Below are 21,578 nucleotides of genomic sequence, written 5' to 3'. Positions count from 1 at the left end.
ATGCATGCTGCAGTGCGGAATACAAGGAGCAGGCGGTCTATGATGATGTGGTGGCATTGGTTGAGTGTGATTGGCAGCATGGCGGTCACCGGTCCGATCGGCGTGGCGATCGTGGTCTGGCTGCTTGCCGGCAAATCCTGGCGCCTGACCGCCATCTGGCTGGCGCTGTTCGGCGCCGGCATGGCGCTGGTGGTGGCGACCAAGATGGCGTTCATCGGCTGGGGCGTGGGCGTGGCCTCGGTCGAATTCGCCGGCTTCAGCGGCCACGCCATGCGCGCCGCCGCCGTGTTCCCGGTGGCCGGCTACCTCGCCACCCGTTCCATGTCCGCCCCGGCGGCCCGCTACCTGGGCACCGCGCTGGGCGTGCTGCTGGCGGTGCTGATCGCCATCTCGCGCGTCTACGTGCGCGCCCACCCGCCGTCCGAGGCGCTGACCGGCTGCCTGCTCGGCCTGGCCGTGGCCGGCCTGTTCATCTGCTACGCCAGCACCGAGCACCACATGGCCCTGAGCCGCATCCTGGTGATGCTGTGCCTGCCGATCGTGCTGGTGGCGCCGCGCGTCGAGCCCATCCCCACCGAGCAGTGGATCACCAGGGCGGCGCTCTACCTGTCGGGCCGCGACCAGCCCTATACCCGGGAGATGTGGCGCCTGCCGCAGTCGCGGCTGGATTGACGGCGCTGCAACGTTGCATGTTTTCCGGCCTTGGTCGATGCGCAAAATGGTATTATTGTGAACTTGTCCAGCCCACACACCAGATAACAACGTGCGTCTATCCTCCATCAAATTGTCGGGATTTAAGTCTTTCGTTGATCCCACCAATTTCCAGGTGCCGGGTCAGTTGGTTGGCGTGGTAGGTCCCAACGGTTGCGGCAAGTCGAACATCATCGACGCGGTGCGCTGGGTGCTGGGCGAATCCAAAGCCTCCGAGCTGCGCGGCGAGTCCATGCAGGACGTCATTTTCAACGGCTCGACCAACCGCAAGCCGGCCGGACGGGCGTCGGTGGAGCTGGTGTTTGACAACAATGCCGGCAAGGCCGCCGGCCAGTGGGGCCAGTATGCCGAAATCGCCGTCAAGCGCACATTGACGCGCGACGGCACCTCCACCTACTACATCAACGGCCAGCCGGTGCGCCGGCGCGACATCCAGGATATTTTCCTCGGCACCGGCCTCGGTCCGCGCGCCTACGCGATTATCGGGCAGGGCATGATCTCGCGGATCATCGAGTCGCGCCCGGAGGAGCTGAGGGTGTTCCTGGAGGAGGCCGCCGGCGTCTCGAAATACAAGGAACGCCGCCGGGAGACCGAAAACCGCCTGCACGACACGCGCGAGAACCTGCTGCGGGTGGAGGATATCCTGCGCGAGTTGAATTCGAATCTGGAAAAGCTGGAGGGCCAGGCCGCCGTCGCCACCAAGTTCCACCAGCTGCAGGCGGATCAGGAAGAGAAGCAAAAGCTGCTTTGGCTGCTGCGCAAGGTGGAGGCCGAGAACGAGCAGAAAAAATACTTCCGCGAAGTCGAGCAGGCGCAAAACGATCTGGAAGAGCAAACCGCCAAGCTGCGTAACGTCGAGCTGTCGCTGGAGCAGATGCGCCAGTCGCACTTTGCCGCCGGCGACCGCCTGCACACGGCGCAGGGCGCGCTGTACCAGACCAACGCCGAAATCGGCAGCCTGGAGGCGCAGATCAAGTTCGTGGTCGAATCGCGCGGCCGTTTGCAGGCGCAGCTGGCGGCGTTGACCGCGCAGCGCGACCAGTGGCAGCGCCAGGCCAGCGAGGCCGGCGAGCAAATCGAGGAAGCCGAGTTCACGCTGGAAGAGCTGAGCGCCAAGGTCGAGGAATCGCAGGTCATGGCCGAGCAGAAGGCCGAGTCGCTGCCGATGCTGGAACAGGCGTGGAAGGAAGCGCAGACCAGGAGCACCGAGTCGCGCGCGCGCATTATGCAGGCGCAGCAGCAGCTGGAGCTGGAGTCGGCGCATCAGCGCAACGCCAACAATATCCTGAACGGCCTGGCCGTGCGGCGCGAGCGCCTGCAACAGGAAAAGAGCGGTTTGAGTTTGCCGGACAGCGCGCATCTGGCCAATCTGCGCATGCAGCTGGAGGAAAAACAGCAGGCGCTGGAAGAGCAAAGCTTCCTGCTGGAGGAAGCGCTGGAGCAGCAACCCAAGCTGGAACAGGAGCGCCAGGAGGCGCAGCAGCAGGTCAACGCCGAAACCGCCGCCAACGCCCAGCTGGAGGCGCGCCTGAACGCGCTGCGCCAGTTGCAGGAGCGCGTGCAAACGCAGGGCAAGGTCACCCCGTGGCTGCAAAAGCACGAGCTGGAATCGCTGCCGCGCCTGTGGCAGAAACTGAACATCGAGGCGGGCTGGGAGCCGGCGCTGGAGTCGGTGCTGCGCGAGCGCACCTCGGCGCTGCAGATGTCGAACATCGAATGGGCCAAGGCCTTCTTCAGCGACGCGCCGCCGGCCAAGCTGGCGCTGTATGCGCCATCGACCGCCGTGCCGCCGGCGCCGGTGGAAGCGCCGGGCCTCAAGCCGTTCCTGAATCTGTTGAAGATCAACGATCCTGGCCTGCGCGGCCTGCTGCAGGACTGGCTGCACAACGTCTACGTGGCCGACGACACGGCCGAGGCGTTCGCGGATCGCGCCAAGCTGCCGGCCGGCGGTTCCATCATCACGCGCCAGGGCCACGTGGTCACGCAGGGCAGCGTGCGTTTCTACGCCGCCGACTCCGAACAGGACGGCATGCTGGGCCGCCAGCAGGAAATCGACAACATCACCAAGCAGCTGCGCGCGCAGCAGATGCTGGCCGACGAGGCGCGCGCCCGTTCGGTGCGCGCCGACGCCGCCGTGACGGAACTGACGCGCCGCCTGACCGAGTACCGCGCCAAGCTGCAAAGCCTGCAATCGTCGGTGCATACGCTGCAGCTGGAGGTGGTCAAGCTGTCCGAGATCGAGGCGCGCTACAACCAGCGCAGCACGCAGATCGAAACCGACCTGGCCGAAATCGCGGCGCAGGAGGAAGAGCAAACCCAGATCAAGCTGGAGTCGGAAGAGAAGTTCGAGCAGCTGGATATGGAACTCGGCAACCTGCAAGGCGAGCATGAGGACGGCCAGACCGATTTCCTGGCCAAGGAACAGCGCCTGGCCGACGCCCGCGAAGCCTTGCGCGACCTGGAACGCGCCGCGCAGGAAGTGCAGTTCGCGGAGAAGACCCAGCGCAGCAAGATCGAGGAACTGCGCCGCAATATCGCCACCGCCAATGCGCAGGTGGCGCAGGTCAACGAGAGCATCGAATCCGGCCGCATGGAGCTGGAAGGCCTGGAGCAGGGCACGGCCAACGACGGCTTGCAGGAACTGCTGGACCGTCGTACCACGCAGGAAAAGGCGCTGTCCGACGCGCGCCATGAACTCGACCAGATCGCCCAGCAGTTGCGCATGTTCGAGGAAGGCCGCATGTCGACCGAGCGCGCGCTGCAACCGCAGCGCGACAAGATCATGGAGCTGCAACTGAAGGAGCAGGCCGCGCGCCTGAACCAGGAGCAGTTCGCCGCGCAGCTGGCCGAGGTGCAGGCCGACGAGGCGGCGCTGGCCGAGAAGCTGCATCCGGACATGAAGGCATCCTACCTGCAGGGCGAGGTAACGCGCCTGACCAACGCCATCGCCGCGCTGGGCGCGGTCAACCTGGCGGCGCTGGACGAACTGGCCACCGCTTCCGAGCGCAAGAACTTCCTCGATTCGCAGAACGCGGACCTGCAGGAAGCCATCACCACGCTGGAAGATGCCATCACCAAGATCGACAAGGAAACGCGCGATCTGCTGCAGGACACCTTCGACCGCGTCAACGGCCACTTCTCCGAACTGTTCCCGATCCTGTTCGGCGGCGGCCAGGCCAAGTTGATCATGACCGGCGACGAAATCCTGGACTCCGGCGTGCAGGTCATGGCCCAGCCGCCGGGCAAAAAGAACGCCACCATTCACCTGCTGTCCGGCGGTGAGAAAGCGCTGACCGCCACCGCGCTGGTGTTCTCCATGTTCCGGCTGAATCCCGCGCCATTCTGCCTGCTCGATGAAGTCGACGCACCGCTGGATGACGCCAATACCGAGCGATTCTGCCGGATGGTCAAGCGCATGTCTGACCAGACCCAATTCCTCTTCATCTCGCACAACAAGATTGCGATGGAGATGGCCAATCAACTGATCGGTGTGACGATGCAGGAACAAGGTGTATCGCGCATCGTGGCGGTGGATATGGAATCCGCCGCAAACTTCGCTTCCGAGGCTCAAGCAGCATGACAGATCTTCAACTCAGTTTAATCGCGGCCGCCGGCGTATTTGTCGCCGGTGTCTTCACGTACAACAAAATCCAGGAATACAAGGCCAAGAAAAGCGTGGAACGCGCCTTCTCGTCCGACCATGACGATGTGCTGATGCGCAGCGGCGACGAGCCGGTCGCCCGTCAGGAGCCCAGCTTCTCGCTCGACAGCGCGACGCCCGGCCTGGCCGGCGGCGAAGCGTCCGTGGCGGCCGCCGCGTTGAGCGCGATGGCGGCGGAATTCAGCACCGACGACGAATCCGGCAAGCCGGCCAGCGACGACGAACTGGCCGCGCGCGCCAACGCCGCGTCGGCGGCGGCGGCGGAACAGGCCACGGCGCTGGTCGATCCGCTGATCGACTGCCTGCTGCCGCTGGCGCTGGAAGCGCCGGCGCGCGGCGACAAGCTGCTGCCGGTGCTGCAAACCCTGCGCATGGTCGGCAACAAGCCGGTGCACTTCATCGGCAAGGCCGTCAGCGGCGACTGGGAACCGATCACCCACGGCGGCGTCTACACCGAACTGCAGGGCGGCGTGCAGCTGGCCAGCCGCAGCACGGCATTGAATGAACTGGAATACTCGGAACTGGTGACGCGCCTGCGCGCCATGGCCGACGAAATCGGCGCCGAACCGGCCGTGCCGGACATGATGGAGGTGATGGCCGAGGCGCGCAACCTGCACCGCTTCGTCGCTGGTCACGACGCCCAGCTGGGCGTCAACCTGCAAACCAATGGCGCGCCATGGTCGGTCAATACCCTGATCGGCGCGTTGGAAAAGCAGGGCTTCGATGTGCGTCCGGACGGCCGCTTCGTCATGCCGGACGGCGAGGGCGGCTTCCTGTTCTCGCTGTCGACCAATGTCACGCCGGCCGAGGAAACCACCTCGCGCCTGACGTTGCTGCTGGACGTGCCATGCGTGGCGCCGGCGCGCGACGGTTTTGGCGCCATGGTCGCCTGCGCCAAGTCGCTGGTGGCGCGCCTGGACGCGACCATTGTCGATGATTACAACCAGCCGCTGTCCGACGCCGCGCTGACCGAGATCGCCGGCCAGGTACAGGACTTCTACACCGAGATGAACGATGCCGACATCCCGGCCGGTTCCACCCGCGCGCTGCGTTTGTTCAGCTAAAAGGTTGCGGTAATGACGGAAGTGGATTTCAAAACGCGCATCGCTGAACTCAGCGCGGAGCTGAACCGGCATTTGCACGCCTATCACGTCGAGGACGCGCCCACCATCCCGGACGCGGAGTACGACAAGCTTTTCATCGAGCTGCAACAGCTGGAGGAAGCACACCCCGAGCTGGCGCTGCCCGACTCGCCGACCAAGCGCGTGGGGGCGGCGCCGCTGCCGCAGTTCGAGCAGGTGACCCACACGGTGCCGATGCTGTCGCTGAATAACGGCTTTACCGATGAAGATATCGAGAACTTCGACCGCCGCGTGCGCGAGGGCCTGGACACCGCCGCGCTGATCGAATACGCGGCCGAGGTGAAGTACGACGGCCTGGCCATCAACCTGCGCTACGTGGACGGCCTGCTGGTGCAGGCGGCCACGCGCGGCGACGGCTACACCGGCGAAGACGTGACCGCCAACATCCGCACCATCCGCAGCATTCCGCTGCGCCTGAAGACCGACAATCCGCCCGCCATCCTCGACGTGCGCGGCGAGGTGCTGATGTTCAAGAAGGATTTCGAGGCCATGAACGCGCGCCAGCGCGAGGCGGGTCAGAAGGAGTTCGTCAATCCGCGCAACGCGGCGGCGGGCAGCCTGCGCCAGCTGGACTCGCGCATCACCGCATCGCGCAAGCTGAGTTTCTTCGCCTACGGCGTCGGCGCGCTGGAGGGCGTCGAAATGCCTGCCTCGCATTCCGCGCTGCTGGACTGGTACCGCCAGCTTGGCCTGCCGGTGGCGAAGGAAGCCACGGTGGTGCGCGGCTACGACGGTTTGATCGGCTACTACAAACAGATCGGCGCGGCCCGGCCGACCATGCCATACGAGATCGACGGCGTGGTGTACAAGGCCAATCGTCTTGAAGACCAGCGCTCGCTGGGCTTCGTCTCGCGCGCGCCGCGTTTCGCCCTGGCGCACAAGTTCCCGGCCGAGGAGGCGCTGACCGTGGTGCAGGCGATCGAGGTGCAGGTCGGCCGCACCGGCGCCATCACGCCGGTGGCCCGTCTGGCCTCGGTGTTCGTGGGCGGCGTCAACGTCACCAACGCCACGCTGCACAACGAGGACGAGGTGCGCCGCAAGGACGTGCGTGTGGGCGACACCGTGATCGTACGGCGCGCCGGCGACGTCATCCCGGAAGTGCTGGCGGTGGTGCTGGAACGCCGTCCGGAATCGACGGTGGCCTACGAGCTGCCGAAAACCTGCCCGGTGTGCGGCTCGCACGTGGTGCGCGAGGAGGGCGAGGCGATCGCGCGCTGCTCCGGCGGCCTGTTCTGCTCCGCGCAGCGCAAGGAAGCCATCCGCCACTTCGCCGGCCGCCGCATGATGGACATCGAAGGCTTGGGCGACCGCTACATCGACAGCCTGGTGGAATGGGGCAAGGTGCAGCGCGTGGCGGACCTGTATGCGCTGACGCTGGACGACCTGCTGGAAATGAAGCGTCTCGCCGATGAACGCGATGGCACCACGCCGGAGACCGTCGTCAAGGGCAAGATCGCCACCAAGTGGGCGGACAATCTGCTGGAGGCCATCGCCGCCAGCAAGAATCCGCCGCTGGAGCGCCTGTTGTTCGCGCTGGGCATCCGCCATGTGGGCGAGTCCACCGCCAAGACGTTGGCCGAGTGGCTGGGCCGCTTCGATCTGATCCGCCGTGTGCCGGCGGCGCTGCTGCGTGTGCTGCCCGATATCGGTGGCACCGTGGCCGAGTCGATCGCCGACTTCTTCGCCGAACCAAAGAACCAGGAAGCCATCGACGCGCTGCTGGCCGCCGGCGTCAAGCCGGCCGGCGAGCACCCGCCGAGCGCCAAGCTGCGCGAGAAGCTCGACCCGGTCAAGCTGCTTGCCGCGCTGGCGATACCCAAACTGACGGAACCGCGCAGCAAGCAGCTGGTCGAGGAAGGCGTCACATTGGAGGCGCTGGCTTATCTTCAGGTGTTCAATGTGTTCGGCCTGCCGGCGGCGGTGGCCGAATCGCTGGACAGCTGGATGGCGCAGCCGGGCAACCGCGAACAGGTCAAGGCGCTGCATCTGCTGCGCGAAGACCTGCTGGCTCAGTTGCCGGAAACCGTCGCCTCCGAAGGCCACCTGACCGGCAAGACCTTTGTGCTGACCGGCACCTTGCCGACCATGGGCCGCGACCAAGCCGCCGCGCTGATCGAAGCGAAGGGCGGCAAGGTGTCCGGTTCCGTTTCGAAGAAGACGCATTACCTGGTGGCCGGCGCGGACGCGGGCAGCAAGCTGGCCAAGGCACAGGAGCTGGAAGTCACCATCCTGGATGAAGCAGGATTGCTCGCACTACTCGAAGAAAAATAACTATGCCAAAAATTAAAAAAGCAGTTTTTCCGGTCGCGGGCCTGGGCAGCCGTTTTCTGCCCGCGACCAAGGCGCAGCCGAAGGAGATGCTGCCCATCGTCGACAAGCCGCTGATTCAATACGCGGTGGAAGAGGCGGTGGCGGCCGGCATCACGGAAATGGTGTTCATCACCGGCCGTAACAAGCGTGCCATCGAAGACCATTTCGACAAGGCCTACGAACTGGAATCGGAACTGGAGGCGGCCGACAAGCAGCAGTTGCTGGAGTTGGTGCGCAACGTGATACCGAAGAGCGTCAACTGCATCTACATCCGCCAGTCGGAGCCGCTGGGCCTGGGCCACGCGGTGCTGTGCGCTCGCCCGGTGATTGGCGACGAGCCTTTCGCCGTGCTGCTGGCGGATGACTTCATGGACACCGCCGAAGGCGTCAAGCCGGTGCTGGCGCAGATGACCGATTTGTACGGCTACGAGCGCTCTAGCATCCTGGCCGTGCAGGAAGTGCCGCGCGCGGCCACGCGACAGTACGGCATCGTCAGCGCCAGCGGCTATCAGCCCAAGCTGGAGCTGGTGCATGGCATCGTCGAGAAACCGAAGCCGGAGGATGCGCCGTCCACGCTGGCGGTGGTGGGGCGCTACGTGCTGTCCGGGCGCATCTTCGATTATCTGGAAAACCTCGGCAGTGGCGCCGGCGGCGAGATCCAGCTGACCGACGGCATCGCGGAACTGATGAAGCACGAGCGCGTGCTGGCCTATCGCTACGACGGCACCCGCTACGACTGCGGCTCCAAGCTGGGCTATCTGAAGGCCACCACCGCGATGGGGCTCAAGCACCTGGAAACCGGCGCCGAATATTGCGAATTCCTGCGCGATATCCAGTGCGACATCACGGGGGCGGCCAAATGACCGTCCGCGAAATCCTCAAGATGGGCGATCCGCGCCTGCTGCGTGTGGCCGAACCGGTGACCGAGTTCGACACGCCGGCCATGCGCGAGCTGATCGCCGACATGTTCGACACCATGCACGCGGCCAATGGTGCCGGCCTGGCGGCGCCGCAGATCGGGGTCAACCTGCAGCTGGTGATCTACGGCTTCAAGAGCAATCCGCGTTATCCCGACGCGCCGCAGGTGCCGGAAACGGTATTAATCAATCCGGTGCTGACGCCATTGTCGGAAGAGATGGAGGAAGCCTTCGAAGGCTGCCTGTCCGTGCCCGGCATGCGTGGCAGCGTGCCGCGCTACGTCAAGCTGCGTTACGAAGGTGTGGACCAGTACAACCAGCCGATCAAGCGCGAGGTGGACGGTTTCCATGCGCGCGTGGTGCAGCACGAGGTGGATCACCTGTTGGGCAAGCTGTACCCGATGCGCATCAAGGACTTCTCCAAGTTCGGCTTCACCGAGGTGATGTTCCCCGGCCTCGACCCCAACGACGACGACTGACATCATGAAGCCCCGGCCGCCGCAGCAACCGATACGTCCGCGCGTGGGACAGGTGCGCGGTGAATTCCAGCTTGGCACCTCGCGCATCAAGCGCGTCGGCGTGAGCCGCTGGCACTGGGGCGACATCTACCACTGGATGTTGACGGTGAGCTGGCCGCGCTTCTTCCTGCTGGTCGGCGCGCTGTACTTCCTCACCAACCTGGTGTTCGCCCTGGCGTTCTTCGCGGTGCCGGGTTCCATCTCCAACGCCCGTCCCGGCTACTTCCCGGATTGCGTGTTCTTCTCGATCGAGACGCTGGCCACCGTCGGCTATGGCTATATGAACCCGGCCACCACCTATGGCCACGTGGTCGCCTCGACCGAGATCTTGCTGGGCATGGTGGAGGTGGCGGCGGTGACCGGGCTGCTGTTCGCGCGCTTCTCGCGGCCGACGTCGCGCATCATGTTCTCCAACGTCGCGGTGATCACGCCATTCAACGGCGTGCCGACCCTGATGCTGCGGGCCGGGAACGAGCGCGCCAACCTGATACTGGAAGCCTCGGTGCGCGCCTCGCTGGTGCGGCGCGAAACCACGCTGGAAGGCCAGGTGTTCACGCGCTTCTATGACCTGAAGCTGGAGCGCGAAAACTCCGGCGTGTTCGCGTTGACCTGGACCATCCTGCACAAGATCGACGAATCCAGCCCGCTGTACGGCAAAACGCAGCAGGATTTGCAGCACGAAGGCACGGCGCTGACCGTGGCCATCTCCGGCACCGACGACACCCTCAATGACTTTGTGCACGCCCGCCAGACCTATGCGGCGGAGCACATCTACTACAACCACCATTTTGCCGACATCCTGTCCGACAAGATGGAAGGCAATGTGCGCATCCTCGACTACAGCAAGTTCCACGACATCTACCCGGACGGCAGCCGCGAAGGCAGCATGCCAGGCGCCGCGCTGGCGCACCCCGGCTAATTGCCGAGCAGGTCGCGCGAGTTAAGCAGGGCGTAGACGATTTCGGGGTGCTCGCGGAAGCAGCGGCGCACGGCGGCCGGCAGAGCCTCGTGCGTCCGGCGGCACAGGCCTGGTTGCTCGGCCAGTTTGATCGACAAACCCATGACCGTGCTGACGCCATGGGCGCTGGGTGTGATGGTAAGCTGGATGCCGAGCAATTCCTGCAAGCGCTGCTTGATGCGGCCCAGGTCCTCGTAGGTGGTCATGGCCTCGATGCGCTCGACCAGCCGTTTCTCTTCCTCGCGAGTCAGGCGCAGCACGCGGATGTCCGCGCCTTCGCGCTCCCAGGCGTCCAGCAGCTCCTCGCGCCGGCACACACAGGCGCCCGGCGGGCACTCTTTGCGGATCGGGAAGGGCAGTGCTGTTGGCATGGTCAGGCTCGCGTTTTACGAACCTGAATTCTACTCCAATCGGTGTTGCAGCAGCGCGAGCACGGCGGCTTCCTCGGGATGGAGGGCGTGCAGGTCTTCCCGCAGTTCTTCACGCGCGCGCTGGCGCAGGGCTTCCAGCATGGTGCCGTCGAGGTAGGACTCGATCACCGCCGGGTGGACGTAGCACTTGCGGCAGATCGTCGGCGTGTTGCCGAGTTTCTTGGCCACCGCTTCGATGGCCTGAACGATGTTCTTTTTGGCCTGCGCCTGCGAATCGTATTTTTCGTATTCCCTCAGCGCCATGGCCGCCAGCACGGTGCCGGCCCACGTGCGGAAGTCCTTGGCGGTGTAGTCGGCGCCGGTGATGGTCTGCAGGTAGTCGTTGACGTCGGCCGAGCCGATGGCGTGCGGATTGCCGTCGTCGTCCTCGTACTGGAACAGCTCCTGTCCCGGCAGGTCGCGCATGCGGTTGATGATGCGCGCCAGCCGGCGGTCGTGCACTTCCACCGCGTGGTGCACGCCGCTCTTGCCGCGGAAGCGGAATTCCACCTTGCCGCCGTTGAGCCGCACATGGCGCTCGCGCAGCGTGGTCAGGCCGAACGACTTGTTCTCGCGCGCATATGCCTCGTTCCCGATCCGCATCAGGGTCGCTTCCAGCAGATAGACGACGGTGGCCAGCACCTTCTCGCGCGGCAGCCCGGGTAGCCGCAGCGCCGCGTCGACGGCGCGGCGGATCGCCGGCAGGGCCTTGCCGAAACTGAGCATGCGGCCGTACTTGGCCTCGTCGCGGTGCGTGCGCCAGCGGGGATGGTAGCGATACTGCTTGCGCCCGCGCGCATCGCGGCCGGTGGCTTGCAGGTGCCCCAGCGGGTGTTTGCAGATCCAGACGTCGGTCCAGGCGGGCGGGATCACCAGTGACTTGATGCGCGCCAGCGTATCCGCGTCGGTGACGGCGCTGCCGTCGGCGTCGAGATAGCGGAACTGTTTGCCCCGCGCGCGGCGCGCGATGCCCGGCTGGTCATCGTGCACGTAGCGCAGGCCGGCCAGCTTGGCCGCCACCTGCGGCGGCACGCTGCTGGCGGCATCCTGCTTTTCCGCCGCCGGCGCGGCGCCGGCGGCGGTCGATATCGCGGCGTGCTGGTCGCGCTTCATGTTGGCTAGGTCCTCGCTGGTCAGGTTCACGAGGCATGCTACGCCGACCCGGGCGCGGACGATGTGCGCTAGCGCACGCTTTGTGCTGGCGGCTCAGTCCATGCGCTTGAGGCGCTGACCGACGATGCCCCATTTGCAGGCCTGGCCGTCCACGGTGCCCGTCAGCGCCCAGCCGGTGCCGATTTTCTCGACGCCGATTTCGCATTCCAGCTCCTTGGCCAGCTTCTCGGCCCAGCCCCTGGCGGCGCCCTGGCCCTTGAATAGTTCATTACCTTCGTAAATGACGGTGGCGTCGAAAACGGGGGCGGCAAATATGGTCATGGCGGTGCTCCGGGCAAAGTGCGTATTGTGCCACCTTTACCACTACGTCATTCAACGTATGTCCAGCGGATTGTCGGCTGGTTAATCTTGACTCATCCAAAACCAGACGGGAGAGCAAGATGGGGGTAAAAAAGGTGTTGTTGGCCACAGCGGTGGCGACGGCGATGGGCAATGCGTTCGCCGGTGCGACGGTCAACTTCGGCGAGGATAAGTCGGTCAGCGTCGGTTTCGGCCTGCGCGAGAGTTACACCAGCGCGGAGAATGGCGCGCCGGACGGCGGCCGCTCCAACGACTTTAACCTCGACAGCGGCCGCCTGTTCTTCGGCGCCTCGCTCAACAAGAACATCAAGGGCATGTTCAACACCGAATGGGACGGCGAGCAAATCCGCGTGCTGGACGCCGCCGGCCAGTTCGCCATCTCGCCCGAGCTGAATATCTGGGCCGGCCGCTTGCTGTCGCCATCCGACCGCGCCAACATGGCCGGTCCTTACTACTCGCTGGGCGGCGGCTACTGGGCCGGCGTGGCCTCGCGCTACGGCTACAACGGCGGCATTTTCCGCGGCCGTGACGATGGCGTGGTCGTGTGGGGCAACGTGGGCGACGGTGGCCGCCTTGGCTACTCGTTCGGCGCCTTCGAGGGCCACACCTTCGGCATCGGTTCGCTGACGCAGAACCAGGCCAAGGCCGCCGGCATCAAGGCCGACGACGCGCTGATGTACGCGGGCCGCATCCAGTACGACTTCTGGGATCCGGAGCCGGGCTACTACGGCACCGGCAACTACCTGGGCGGCGCCGACATCCTCGCCATCGGCGTGGCGGGCCGCTCGCAGAAAGACGGCATCCTCACCTTGGGCAAGGTGGGCGACTACAGCTCCTACAACGTCGACTTCCTGCTGGAGAAGCGCATCAAGGGCGCCGGCGCGTTCGCGGTGGAAGCGGCCTGGTACAAGTACGACACCGACGACATCATCAAATCCGAGCAGGGCAAGGCTTATTCGGCCGGCGCCTCCTACATCTTCGAAGAGAAGGCCGGATGGGGCAAGTTCCAACCGTTTGTACGCTGGCAGAAGTTCGCCGCCGACACCAACATCGACACCAAACAGTTCGACGTCGGCACCAACTACATCATCGACGGCTACAACGCGCAGATCAGCGCCGTGTACTCGAAGACCAAGATCACCGGCGTGGCGGACAACGACAAGTTCTCGATCGCCCTGCAACTTCAATACTGATTAACCACCACGGAGCTCATTCATGCAAAATCGTCGTAACTTTATCGGCACCCTGAGCCGCATCGCCGCCGCTTCCGTCCTGATGGCCGCTGGCGCGCACGCCTATGCCGCGGACACCATCAAGGTCGGCATCCTGCATTCGCTGTCCGGCACCATGGCGATCTCGGAAACGTCGCTCAAGGACGTGGCCCTGATGACCATCGATGAAATCAACGCCAAGGGTGGCGTGTTGGGCAAGAAGCTGGAGCCGGTGGTGGTGGATCCCGCTTCCAACTGGCCGCTGTTCGCGGAAAAGGCGCGCGGCCTGATCGCCCAGGACAAGGTGTCGGTGGTATTCGGCTGCTGGACCTCGGTGTCGCGCAAATCGGTGCTGCCGGTGTTTAAGGAACTGAACTCGCTGCTGTTCTACCCGGTGCAGTACGAGGGCGAGGAACTGGAGAAGAACGTGTTCTACACCGGCGCCGCGCCCAACCAGCAGGCGATTCCGGCGGTCGAGTACCTGATGAGCAAGGAGGGCGGCAGCGCCAAGCGCTTCGTGCTGCTGGGTACCGACTACGTCTATCCACGCACCACCAACAAGATCCTGCGCGCCTTCCTGAAGAGCAAAGGCGTGAAGGACAGCGATATCGACGAGGTCTACACCCCGTTCGGCCACTCGGACTACCAGACCATCGTCGCCAACATCAAGAAGTTCGCGGCCGGCGGCAAGACGGCGGTGATCTCCACCATCAATGGCGATTCCAACGTGCCGTTCTACAAGGAGCTGGGCAACGCCGGCCTGAAGGCGACCGACGTGCCGGTGGTGGCGTTCTCGGTGGGCGAGGAGGAACTGCGCGGCGTCGACACCAAGCCGCTGCTGGGCCACCTGGCGGCCTGGAACTACTTTGAGTCGATCAAGAACCCGGTGAACGCGGACTTCATCAAGAAGTGGAAGGCCTACGCCGTCGCCAAGAAACTGCCGAACGCGAACACGGTGGTGACCAACGACCCGATGGAAGCGACCTACGTCGGCATCCACATGTGGGCGCAGGCGGTGGAGAAGGCCAAGTCGACCGATACCGACAAGGTGATCGCGGCGATGGGCGGCCAGACCTTCAAGGCGCCGTCGGGCTTCACGCTGACCATGGACCCGACCAATCACCACCTGCACAAGCCGGTGTTCATTGGCGAGATCCGTCCGGACGGCCAGTTCAACGTGGTGTGGAAGACGCCTGGTCCGGTGCGCGCCAATCCATGGAGCCCGTACATCCCGGGTAACGAGGGCAAGCAGAAGCTGTAAGCGGCACGACGTCGGCATGGATTCCCGCCTGCGCGGGAATGACGGCAGGCGTCGCTCCCGCGCAGGCGGGAGCCCATGCTGAGCGAACCGGAACACGTATCACCTAAGGAATCCGCATCTTGAAAAAACTCCTGCTCCTTGCATGCCTGCTGTTCGCAGGCTTTGCGCGTGCGGCGATCGATCCCGCCGTGCTGGCGCCGCTGGCCGGCGACGATCCGGACGCGCGCGTTCAAGCCATCGCCAACATCGGCGCGCTCGCCACCGACGAGGCGACGCATCTGCTGAGCGCCCTGCAAAACGGCGACGTCTACGCCACGCCGGACGGCAAGCTGTATATCGTCGCCGACGACAAGGCCACCGATGCGGCCACCGGCGCCAGCGGCCCGCTGCCGGAGGGGCTAGACGGCGTGATGATCAACAACCGCCTGCGCGGCGCCATCGAGGAGGCGCTGTCCGCGCTCAAGATGTTCTCGCCCGACCGTGCGCAGCGCCTGGCCGCCGCCACCGACCTGCAGAAAAGCGTCACGCTGGCGCAGGCGCCCCTGATCGAAAAAGCGCTGGGCAAGGAAACCGACGCCGAGGTCCGCGGCTTGCTGCGCCTGGTCGCCGCGACGGCCAACCTGCAGTCGACCGACGCCGCCAAGCGCCGTGGCGCGGTGGAGGCGCTGGCCGGCAGCAGCAACGCCAATCTGCGGCCGCAACTGCAATCCATGCTCAAGGAAGATCCCGACGCCAGCGTGCGCGTGGCCGCCGCGCAAACCCTGCAGGCGCTGGACAGCCGCCTGGCGCGCACTGAATTCATCGGCAACGTCTTTTACGGCGTGTCACTGGCCAGCGTGCTGCTGCTGGCGGCGCTGGGCCTTGCCATCACCTTCGGCCTGATGGGCATCATCAACATGGCACACGGCGAATTGCTGATGATCGGGGCCTACACCACATATCTGTGCCAACTGGCCTTCCGCCGCTGGGCGCCGGACGCGCTGGACTGGTATCTGGCCGCCGCGCTGCCGGCCGCCTTCATCGTCACCGCCGCCGTGGGCATCGCGCTGGAACGCACCGTGATCCGCTGGCTCTACGGCCGTCCGCTGGAGACGCTGCTGGCCACCTGGGGCATCAGCCTGATATTGATGCAGGCTGTGCGCACCATCTTTGGCGCGCAAAACGTGGAGGTCGCCAATCCAGCCTGGATGTCGGGCGGGATCACGGTGCTTGGCTCGCTGGTACTGGCCTATAACCGCATCGTCATCATCGTGTTCGCCGCGCTGGTGGTCGCTGGCGTGTGGCTGATCCTGAACAAGACCCGTCTCGGCCTGTTCGTGCGCGCCGTGATGCAGAACCGCCGCATGGCCGGCTGCGTGGGCGTCTCCAGCGCCAAGATCGACATGATGACCTTTGGCCTGGGCTCCGGCATCGCGGGGCTGGGCGGCGTGGCCCTGTCGCAGCTGGGGAATGTGGGGCCGGATCTCGGCCAGGGCTACATCGTAGACTCGTTCATGGTGGTGGTGCTGGGCGGCGTCGGCCAACTGGCGGGCACCGTGATCGCCGCGCTGGGGCTGGGGGAGGCAAACAAGTTCCTTGAGCCGTTCGCCGGCGCCGTGCTGGCCAAGATCGCCATCCTGATCTTCATCATCATCTTTATCCAGAAACGTCCGCAAGGCCTGTTCGCCATGAAAGGCAGGAGCGCTGAATGAACCATCCATCCCTGTTTTCGCGCCGCGCGTGGACTGGCATCGTTGCCGCCACCGCGTTGCTGGCGGCGCTGCCGCTGTTGAATCTAGTCTTCGCTGACGGCCATCCGCTGCACGTGCCCAGCTACATGGTGAGCCTGATCGGCAAATTCATGTGCTACGCGCTGGCCGCGCTGGCGCTGGACATGGTGTGGGGCTACGCCGGCATCCTGTCGCTGGGCCACGGCGTGTTCTTCGCGCTGGGCGCCTACGCGCATGGCATGTACCTGATGCGCTCCATCGGGCGGGATGGCGTGTACCAGAGCGACCTGCCGGACTTCATGGTGTTCCTCGACTGGAAGGCCTATCCGTGGTACTGGAGCGGCACCGACAGCTTCTGGGTGGCGTTGGCGCTGGTGGTGCTGGTGCCGGGTGTGCTGGCCTTCGTGTTCGGCTTCTTCGCCTTCCGCTCGCGCATCAAGGGCGTGTACTTCTCGATCATCACGCAGGCCATGACCTACGCCTTCATGCTGCTGTTCTTCCGCAATAACACTGGCTTTGGCGGGAACAACGGCTTCACCGATTTCAAGCGCATCCTGGGTTACTCCATCAGCGCGCCGGGCACCAAGGCCACGCTGTACCTGGTCACGCTGGCAGCGCTGGTGGGCGCGCTGTTGCTGTGCCGCTGGATCGTCAAGTCCAAGCTGGGACGCGTGCTGCAAGCGGTGCGCGATTCCGAATCGCGGCTGATGTTCATCGGTTACAACCCGCTGTGGTTCAAGCTCTTTGTGTGGACGCTGTCGGCGGTGCTGTGCGGGATCGCCGGCGCGCTGTACGTGCCGCAGGTGGGCATCATCAATCCATCCGAAATGTCGCCGGCCAATTCGATCGAAATGGTGATCTGGGCGGCGGTGGGCGGTCGCGGCACGCTGCTCGGTCCTGTGATCGGCGCGTTCTCGGTGAATGGCCTGAAAAGCTGGTTCACCGGCGCCTTCCCCAACCTGTGGCTGTTCGCCCTCGGTTTAATCTTTATCCTGGTGACGCGCTACCTGCCGCGCGGCCTCGCGGGATTGGTACGCAAGGAGCAGGCATGAGTGCCATGAATGACGGTCGCATCGCGCTGCAAGGGCTGGACACCACCCACGGCGCCATTTTGTACCTGGAAGAGATCAGCGTGGTGTTCGACGGCTTCCGCGCGCTGAACAAGCTGAGTCTCGATATCTCTGTGGGCGAGCTGCGTTGCATCATCGGACCGAATGGCGCCGGCAAGACCACCATGATGGACGTCATCACCGGCAAGACCCGGCCGACCTCCGGCACGGCGTTCTTCGGCCAGACCATGGACCTGAGCCGCATGAGCGAGCATGAGATCGCGCACGCCGGCATCGGCCGCAAGTTCCAGCGGCCCACGGTGTTCGAGCAGCACACGGTGTTCGAGAACCTCGAACTGGCGATGAAGATGGACAAGCGCGTGCGGCCGACATTGTTCGCGCGCCTGTCGTCCGAGCAGCGCGGCAAGATCGAGGAAATCCTCAAGTTGATCCGCCTGAACGGCAGCGAGCAGCGCCTCGCCGGTCTGCTGTCGCACGGCCAGAAGCAGTGGCTGGAGATCGGCATGCTGCTGATGCAGGAGCCGCAGCTGATCCTGCTGGATGAACCGGTGGCCGGCATGTCGGACGCCGAAACGGCGCGCACGGCGGAACTGCTGAACGAATTGCGGGGCAAGCATTCCATCATGGTGGTGGAGCACGACATGGCCTTCGTCACCGAAATCGCGCAGCAGGGCGTGGTGACGGTGCTGCACGAGGGCTCGGTGCTGGCGCAGGGCCGCATGGATGAAGTGCAGGCCGACGATCGTGTAATCGAAGTGTATCTGGGACGCTGACCATATGCTGCAAGTAGAAAACATCAACCAATACTATGGTGCCGCACACACCTTGCGCGGCGTGTCGCTGGAGCTGGAGAAGGGCAAGTGCATGGCGCTGTTGGGCCGCAACGGCGTGGGCAAGACCACGCTGCTCAAATGCCTGATGGGTGTATTGCCGGTATCGGCGGGCAGCGTCAGGCTGGAAGGGCGCGACATCACCAAGCTTGCGCCGCACCAGCGCGCGCGGGCCGGCATCGCCTACGTGCCGCAGGGACGCGAGATCTTCGCACGGCTCACGGTGGAGGAGAACCTGCTGATGGGCCTTGCCACCCACAGTGGCAAGAAGGCTTCCACCATCAAGGGCGAGGTGTACGAGCTGTTCCCAGTGTTGAAGGAAATGCTGCACCGGCGCGGCGGCGACCTGTCCGGCGGCCAGCAGCAACAGCTGGCCATCGCCCGCGCGCTGTTGGCCGAGCCTAAGCTGATTATCCTCGACGAGCCGACCGAAGGCATCCAGCCATCGATCATCAAGGACATCGGCCACGTAATCCGTTTGCTGCGCCAGCGCGGCGACATGGCCATCCTGCTGTGCGAGCAGTACTTCGACTTTGCCCACGAGCTGGCGGACCAGTTCATGGTGCTGTCACGCGGCGAGGTGGTCGCCTCCGGAGCGCAGGCGGCGATGAACGATCCGGAGGTGAAGCGCCATCTGGCGGTTTAAGCTTGCCGGCGCCGGCGCCGGTTGACCAGGGCCAGCGCCGCCAGCCCCGCGCTCAGCGACAACCACGCGGCCGGTTCGGGGACCGGGCTAACGTCGAATGAATAGCTGGCGCCGTACATGAAGGCGCCTATCGAGCCGTGTCCGTGAATCGTGGCGTCGGCTGAAAAGTAGATGTCCAGTCCAAGTGCGCCGTACTTCGCCTGCGGATCGTCGTAGGTGTGCAATTGGTCGTACTCGTTGGTGATGTTGTGAGTGTCACTATAGCTGTGCTGAAGCCAGTACACATATTCCGCATACCGGCTGTGTGACGTGAAGCCTCCATCGTTAAAACTCCCCGCGGCATACCCTGTGACGAAGCTGATGCCGGTGCCGCCGTTGGTTGCCGAGTCGTCGCCATGGGAATAGACGAAAACATTAGGCGACGTACCGAGGTTGTCATTCAGCAGGTAGCCGCTGTGGGCGACAGCGATCACTCCAAGCGCGCCTTGCACGCCGACGCTGACAGTAGCGTCCAAATAGTCGCCGCCACTTGTTTGCTGCTTGAACTGGTTGATGGCGAATGAAATCGTGTTGCCGGATACACTCGCGGCGCCGGCGCCCCACAGGTCGGCGTCGTAATAGAAATCGACATTGGCGCCGCTGATGGCGACGTAGTTTGCCGCGCCAGCCGGAAGGCCAAACGCCAGCGCCGCGGTGGCAAGTGCGGTAGTGATCACATGTTTCATCGTTTCCCCCTCATGGCATCGGATATTATTGAACTTGTCATCAAAAAAAATCACGGCCTGTCGTCGGCCGGATCCCCCAACACGTCCTGAACGTACAACATGGCGACCAGCACCGAGAGAGTGGCCGCCAGCGGCGTCGCCAGTGCGATCCCGGCCAGGCCGAACAACGCGCCGAACAGCATCTGCATGGCGATGGTCAGCGCCGGCGGCAGCGACACGCTGCGCGCTTCGATCAGCGGCGACAGCAGATAGCCTTCGGCCAGCTGGATGCCGAGGAACAGCAGCACCGTGTACAAGCCCAGCTCCGGACCGTGCGAAAACGCGATTAGCACCGCCGGCACGCCGGCCATCAAGGGGCCGATGTAGGGGATGAAGTCGAGCAGGCCGGCGATTAGTCCCAGCACCAGCGCCAGCGGCACGCCCAGCACCCACAGGCCTGCGGCGGTTGCCACGCCGACCACGATCATCGATACCGCCTTGCCGACCAGCCAGCGGGCCAGCGTGTCGCCGATCGCGTCCAGCACTTCGCGCGCGCGCACGCGGCGTGGCGGTGGAATCAGCTTGATGAAACCATCGATATACAGCGTGGGCTGGGCGGCGAAGTACAGGCCCACGCACAGGATGATGACGGCGTTGCCCAGCGCGCCGAACACGCCGCTGAATACCAGACCGGCATTCGGCACCATGGCGGTGAGCTGCTTGCGTATCTGTTCGGCGCTGGGCAGGTCGGCCAGGATGCTGCGCAGGAAGGCGTTCCGCGCCACCGCCGTGCGCAAACGCTCGATGGCGTCCGGCACCACCGATCCCAGTTCCGCCGCCTGCTCGGCGATCTGCGGCGCAAGCGCCCAGCCGCCGGCGCCCATCAGAACCGCCAGCACCAGCGCGATGATCGTCAGGGCGACGCCACGCCGCATCGGCAGATAGCGCGCCATGCGGCGGCTGAGTTCATACAGCAGGATGGCGAACAGCGCGCAGGCAAACAGCAGCAGCAAAACTTCCGCGCCGTACCACAAGGCCGCCAGCACCAGGATGAACAACATGCCGATGCCGTAGGCCAGCACCACGCGGTGCAGGAAACCGCGTTCGCTGCCGGGAGGTGGCGGGGAGGGGGGCATGGGACTTGGCTCCTTATGGCTGCAGAAGGTAGGCGGCGATGTCGCGCGCGTCGGATTCGGTCACGCCCATCGCGGGCATCGCGCTTTGCGGGCGAACGCGCTGTGGTTCCCTGATCCACTGCGTGAGGCTGGCGGCGTTGTTGGGCAGGCCGCCGGCGATGTACTGGCGTGCGTGGAGGTCACGCAGCGGCGGGCCGACCATGGTGTCCGGGCCAGTGACGCCGGGGATGACGTGGCAGGCGTTGCAGGCGTATTGCGTGAGCGCGAGCCGGCCGCGTTCAGCGTTGGCGGTTGCGTGTTCCGGCCGGGCGGCGCGTTGCGTGGGGCCCGCCTGCTCAATCAGCGCCGCGTAAGCGCCCGGCGACAAGGCGGGCAGCGCGACCAGAAAGCCGGCCACTGTCCAGATATCCTGGTCCGAAAGGTGATATTCCCAGGCCGGCATGCCACTCATCTTGATGCCGTGGCGAGTGATCCAATACAGTTCGTTGGGCCGCCAGCGGCGCGCGGCGTCGGCCAGCGGACCTGGCACCGGCTGCATGCTCTGGCCGATGTCGCCTTGCGCCACGCCGGGCGCGCCGTGGCAGACCACGCAATTGTCGCGATACAGGCCCGCGCCGCGCGCGATCGTCGCCGGGCTGGCGGAGGCCGGCGGCACGATGTCGCGCGCGTGGCGGCGCACCGATTGTTGCATGCCGATTTCCAGCAGGCTGTGGACCCACTGGAAGTGCGGGCGGGTGGAGGCGACGTTGTAAAAGCCGCCATACAACACCAGCGCGCCACCTGTTGCGCCGAGTGCCGCCAGCACCGCCAATGTGGCGGCGACCGTGAGGGCAACGAGTCGGCGGCGGGAAGTGGTCATCACCTGCGTCCTGTTGAAGCGACAAGAATATTGTGATTCTTATAGTATATCG

Annotated in this window: 19 protein-coding genes; 13 read left to right on the top strand and 6 right to left on the bottom strand. The window is 64.9% G+C overall.

All coding sequences use genetic code 11. The features are described from left to right. Positions 1-39: 39 nt before the first annotated feature. The 7 genes from FHW83_RS28960 (at position 40) to FHW83_RS28930 (ending at position 10,178) form a co-directional block, all read left to right on the top strand. The gene (locus tag FHW83_RS28960) at positions 40-672 is read left to right on the top strand and encodes a phosphatase PAP2 family protein (protein WP_176649826.1); all 633 of its coding nucleotides are present in this window, start codon (positions 40-42) and stop codon (positions 670-672) included. A 91-nt stretch (positions 673-763) separates the two neighbouring features. Then, positions 764-4,291 (top strand): chromosome segregation protein SMC, encoded by a 3,528-nt coding sequence (gene smc, locus FHW83_RS28955; RefSeq protein ID WP_176649825.1) that lies wholly within the window; start codon positions 764-766, stop codon positions 4,289-4,291. Further along, a complete protein-coding gene (locus FHW83_RS28950; protein ID WP_176649824.1) occupies positions 4,288-5,436 on the top strand; it encodes a cell division protein ZipA C-terminal FtsZ-binding domain-containing protein in 1,149 nt (382 codons plus the stop codon). The genes smc and FHW83_RS28950 overlap by 4 nt, the downstream gene beginning before the upstream one ends. Before the next feature lie 12 nt (positions 5,437-5,448). Continuing rightward, positions 5,449-7,785 (top strand): NAD-dependent DNA ligase LigA, encoded by a 2,337-nt coding sequence (gene ligA / locus FHW83_RS28945; protein WP_176649823.1) that lies wholly within the window; start codon positions 5,449-5,451, stop codon positions 7,783-7,785. Positions 7,786-7,787: 2 nt separating this feature from the next. Further along, positions 7,788-8,687, top strand: a complete 900-nt coding sequence (galU, locus tag FHW83_RS28940; RefSeq protein ID WP_176649822.1) for a UTP--glucose-1-phosphate uridylyltransferase GalU — start codon at positions 7,788-7,790, stop codon at positions 8,685-8,687. After that, on the top strand, positions 8,684-9,220 hold the full coding sequence (gene def / locus FHW83_RS28935; RefSeq protein WP_176649821.1) for a peptide deformylase: 537 nt from the start codon (positions 8,684-8,686) through the stop codon (positions 9,218-9,220). Before galU ends, def begins: the two co-directional genes overlap by 4 nt. Positions 9,221-9,224: 4 nt before the next feature. Beyond that, positions 9,225-10,178, top strand: coding sequence for an ion channel (locus tag FHW83_RS28930; protein WP_176649820.1), 954 nt, complete (start codon positions 9,225-9,227; stop codon positions 10,176-10,178). Here FHW83_RS28930 and FHW83_RS28925 read toward each other — a convergent pair. The 3 genes from FHW83_RS28925 to FHW83_RS28915 all read right to left on the bottom strand — a co-directional run bounded on the left by FHW83_RS28925 (position 10,175) and on the right by FHW83_RS28915 (position 12,061). Further along, positions 10,175-10,588, bottom strand: a complete 414-nt coding sequence (locus FHW83_RS28925; RefSeq protein ID WP_176649819.1) for a hypothetical protein — start codon at positions 10,586-10,588, stop codon at positions 10,175-10,177. The two genes, FHW83_RS28930 and FHW83_RS28925, sit on opposite strands and share 4 nt — an antisense overlap. Positions 10,589-10,618: 30 nt before the next feature. Then, positions 10,619-11,740: a DNA topoisomerase IB gene (locus FHW83_RS28920; RefSeq protein WP_176649839.1), complete on the bottom strand. Its 1,122-nt coding sequence runs from the start codon at positions 11,738-11,740 to the stop codon at positions 10,619-10,621. 93 nt (positions 11,741-11,833) lie between these two features. Further along, entirely contained in the window at positions 11,834-12,061 is a 228-nt protein-coding gene (locus FHW83_RS28915) for a hypothetical protein (protein ID WP_176649818.1), read from the bottom strand. A gap of 119 nt (positions 12,062-12,180) precedes the next feature. Between FHW83_RS28915 and FHW83_RS28910 the strand changes: the two genes are divergently transcribed. The 6 genes from FHW83_RS28910 (at position 12,181) to urtE (ending at position 18,827) form a co-directional block, all read left to right on the top strand. Next, the gene (locus FHW83_RS28910) at positions 12,181-13,293 is read left to right on the top strand and encodes a porin (RefSeq protein ID WP_218106483.1); all 1,113 of its coding nucleotides are present in this window, start codon (positions 12,181-12,183) and stop codon (positions 13,291-13,293) included. Between the two features lie 82 nt (positions 13,294-13,375). Next, positions 13,376-14,572, top strand: coding sequence for an urea ABC transporter substrate-binding protein (gene urtA, locus FHW83_RS28905; protein WP_229224408.1), 1,197 nt, complete (start codon positions 13,376-13,378; stop codon positions 14,570-14,572). 110 nt (positions 14,573-14,682) lie between these two features. Further along, positions 14,683-16,263 carry an urea ABC transporter permease subunit UrtB gene (gene urtB, locus FHW83_RS28900; RefSeq protein WP_373997284.1) on the top strand — a complete coding sequence of 527 codons (1,581 nt, stop codon included), beginning with the start codon at positions 14,683-14,685 and terminating at the stop codon, positions 16,261-16,263. Next, positions 16,260-17,333 carry an urea ABC transporter permease subunit UrtC gene (gene urtC, locus FHW83_RS28895; protein WP_176649815.1) on the top strand — a complete coding sequence of 358 codons (1,074 nt, stop codon included), beginning with the start codon at positions 16,260-16,262 and terminating at the stop codon, positions 17,331-17,333. Before urtB ends, urtC begins: the two co-directional genes overlap by 4 nt. Then, positions 17,330-18,124 (top strand): urea ABC transporter ATP-binding protein UrtD, encoded by a 795-nt coding sequence (gene urtD / locus FHW83_RS28890; protein WP_176649814.1) that lies wholly within the window; start codon positions 17,330-17,332, stop codon positions 18,122-18,124. The genes urtC and urtD overlap by 4 nt, the downstream gene beginning before the upstream one ends. Before the next feature lie 4 nt (positions 18,125-18,128). Beyond that, the gene (gene urtE / locus FHW83_RS28885) at positions 18,129-18,827 is read left to right on the top strand and encodes an urea ABC transporter ATP-binding subunit UrtE (protein WP_176649813.1); all 699 of its coding nucleotides are present in this window, start codon (positions 18,129-18,131) and stop codon (positions 18,825-18,827) included. On the opposite strand, the gene FHW83_RS28880 is transcribed toward urtE, so the two are convergent. From FHW83_RS28880 to FHW83_RS28870, 3 genes are read right to left on the bottom strand one after another with little or no spacing between them, the layout of a single operon-like run. Then, positions 18,824-19,552: a PEP-CTERM sorting domain-containing protein gene (locus tag FHW83_RS28880; RefSeq protein ID WP_176649812.1), complete on the bottom strand. Its 729-nt coding sequence runs from the start codon at positions 19,550-19,552 to the stop codon at positions 18,824-18,826. The genes urtE and FHW83_RS28880 overlap by 4 nt on opposite strands. Before the next feature lie 50 nt (positions 19,553-19,602). Beyond that, positions 19,603-20,667 carry an AI-2E family transporter gene (locus FHW83_RS28875; RefSeq protein ID WP_176649811.1) on the bottom strand — a complete coding sequence of 355 codons (1,065 nt, stop codon included), beginning with the start codon at positions 20,665-20,667 and terminating at the stop codon, positions 19,603-19,605. Between the two features lie 13 nt (positions 20,668-20,680). Further along, positions 20,681-21,526, bottom strand: coding sequence for a c-type cytochrome (locus FHW83_RS28870; RefSeq protein ID WP_176649810.1), 846 nt, complete (start codon positions 21,524-21,526; stop codon positions 20,681-20,683). Between the last annotated feature and the right edge of the window lie 52 nt (positions 21,527-21,578).

The sequence above is a fragment of the Duganella sp. SG902 genome (genome assembly GCF_013376005.1).
GTDB lineage: Bacteria > Pseudomonadota > Gammaproteobacteria > Burkholderiales > Burkholderiaceae_D > Rugamonas.
This window is presented reverse-complemented; position numbering and strand designations above follow the sequence as displayed.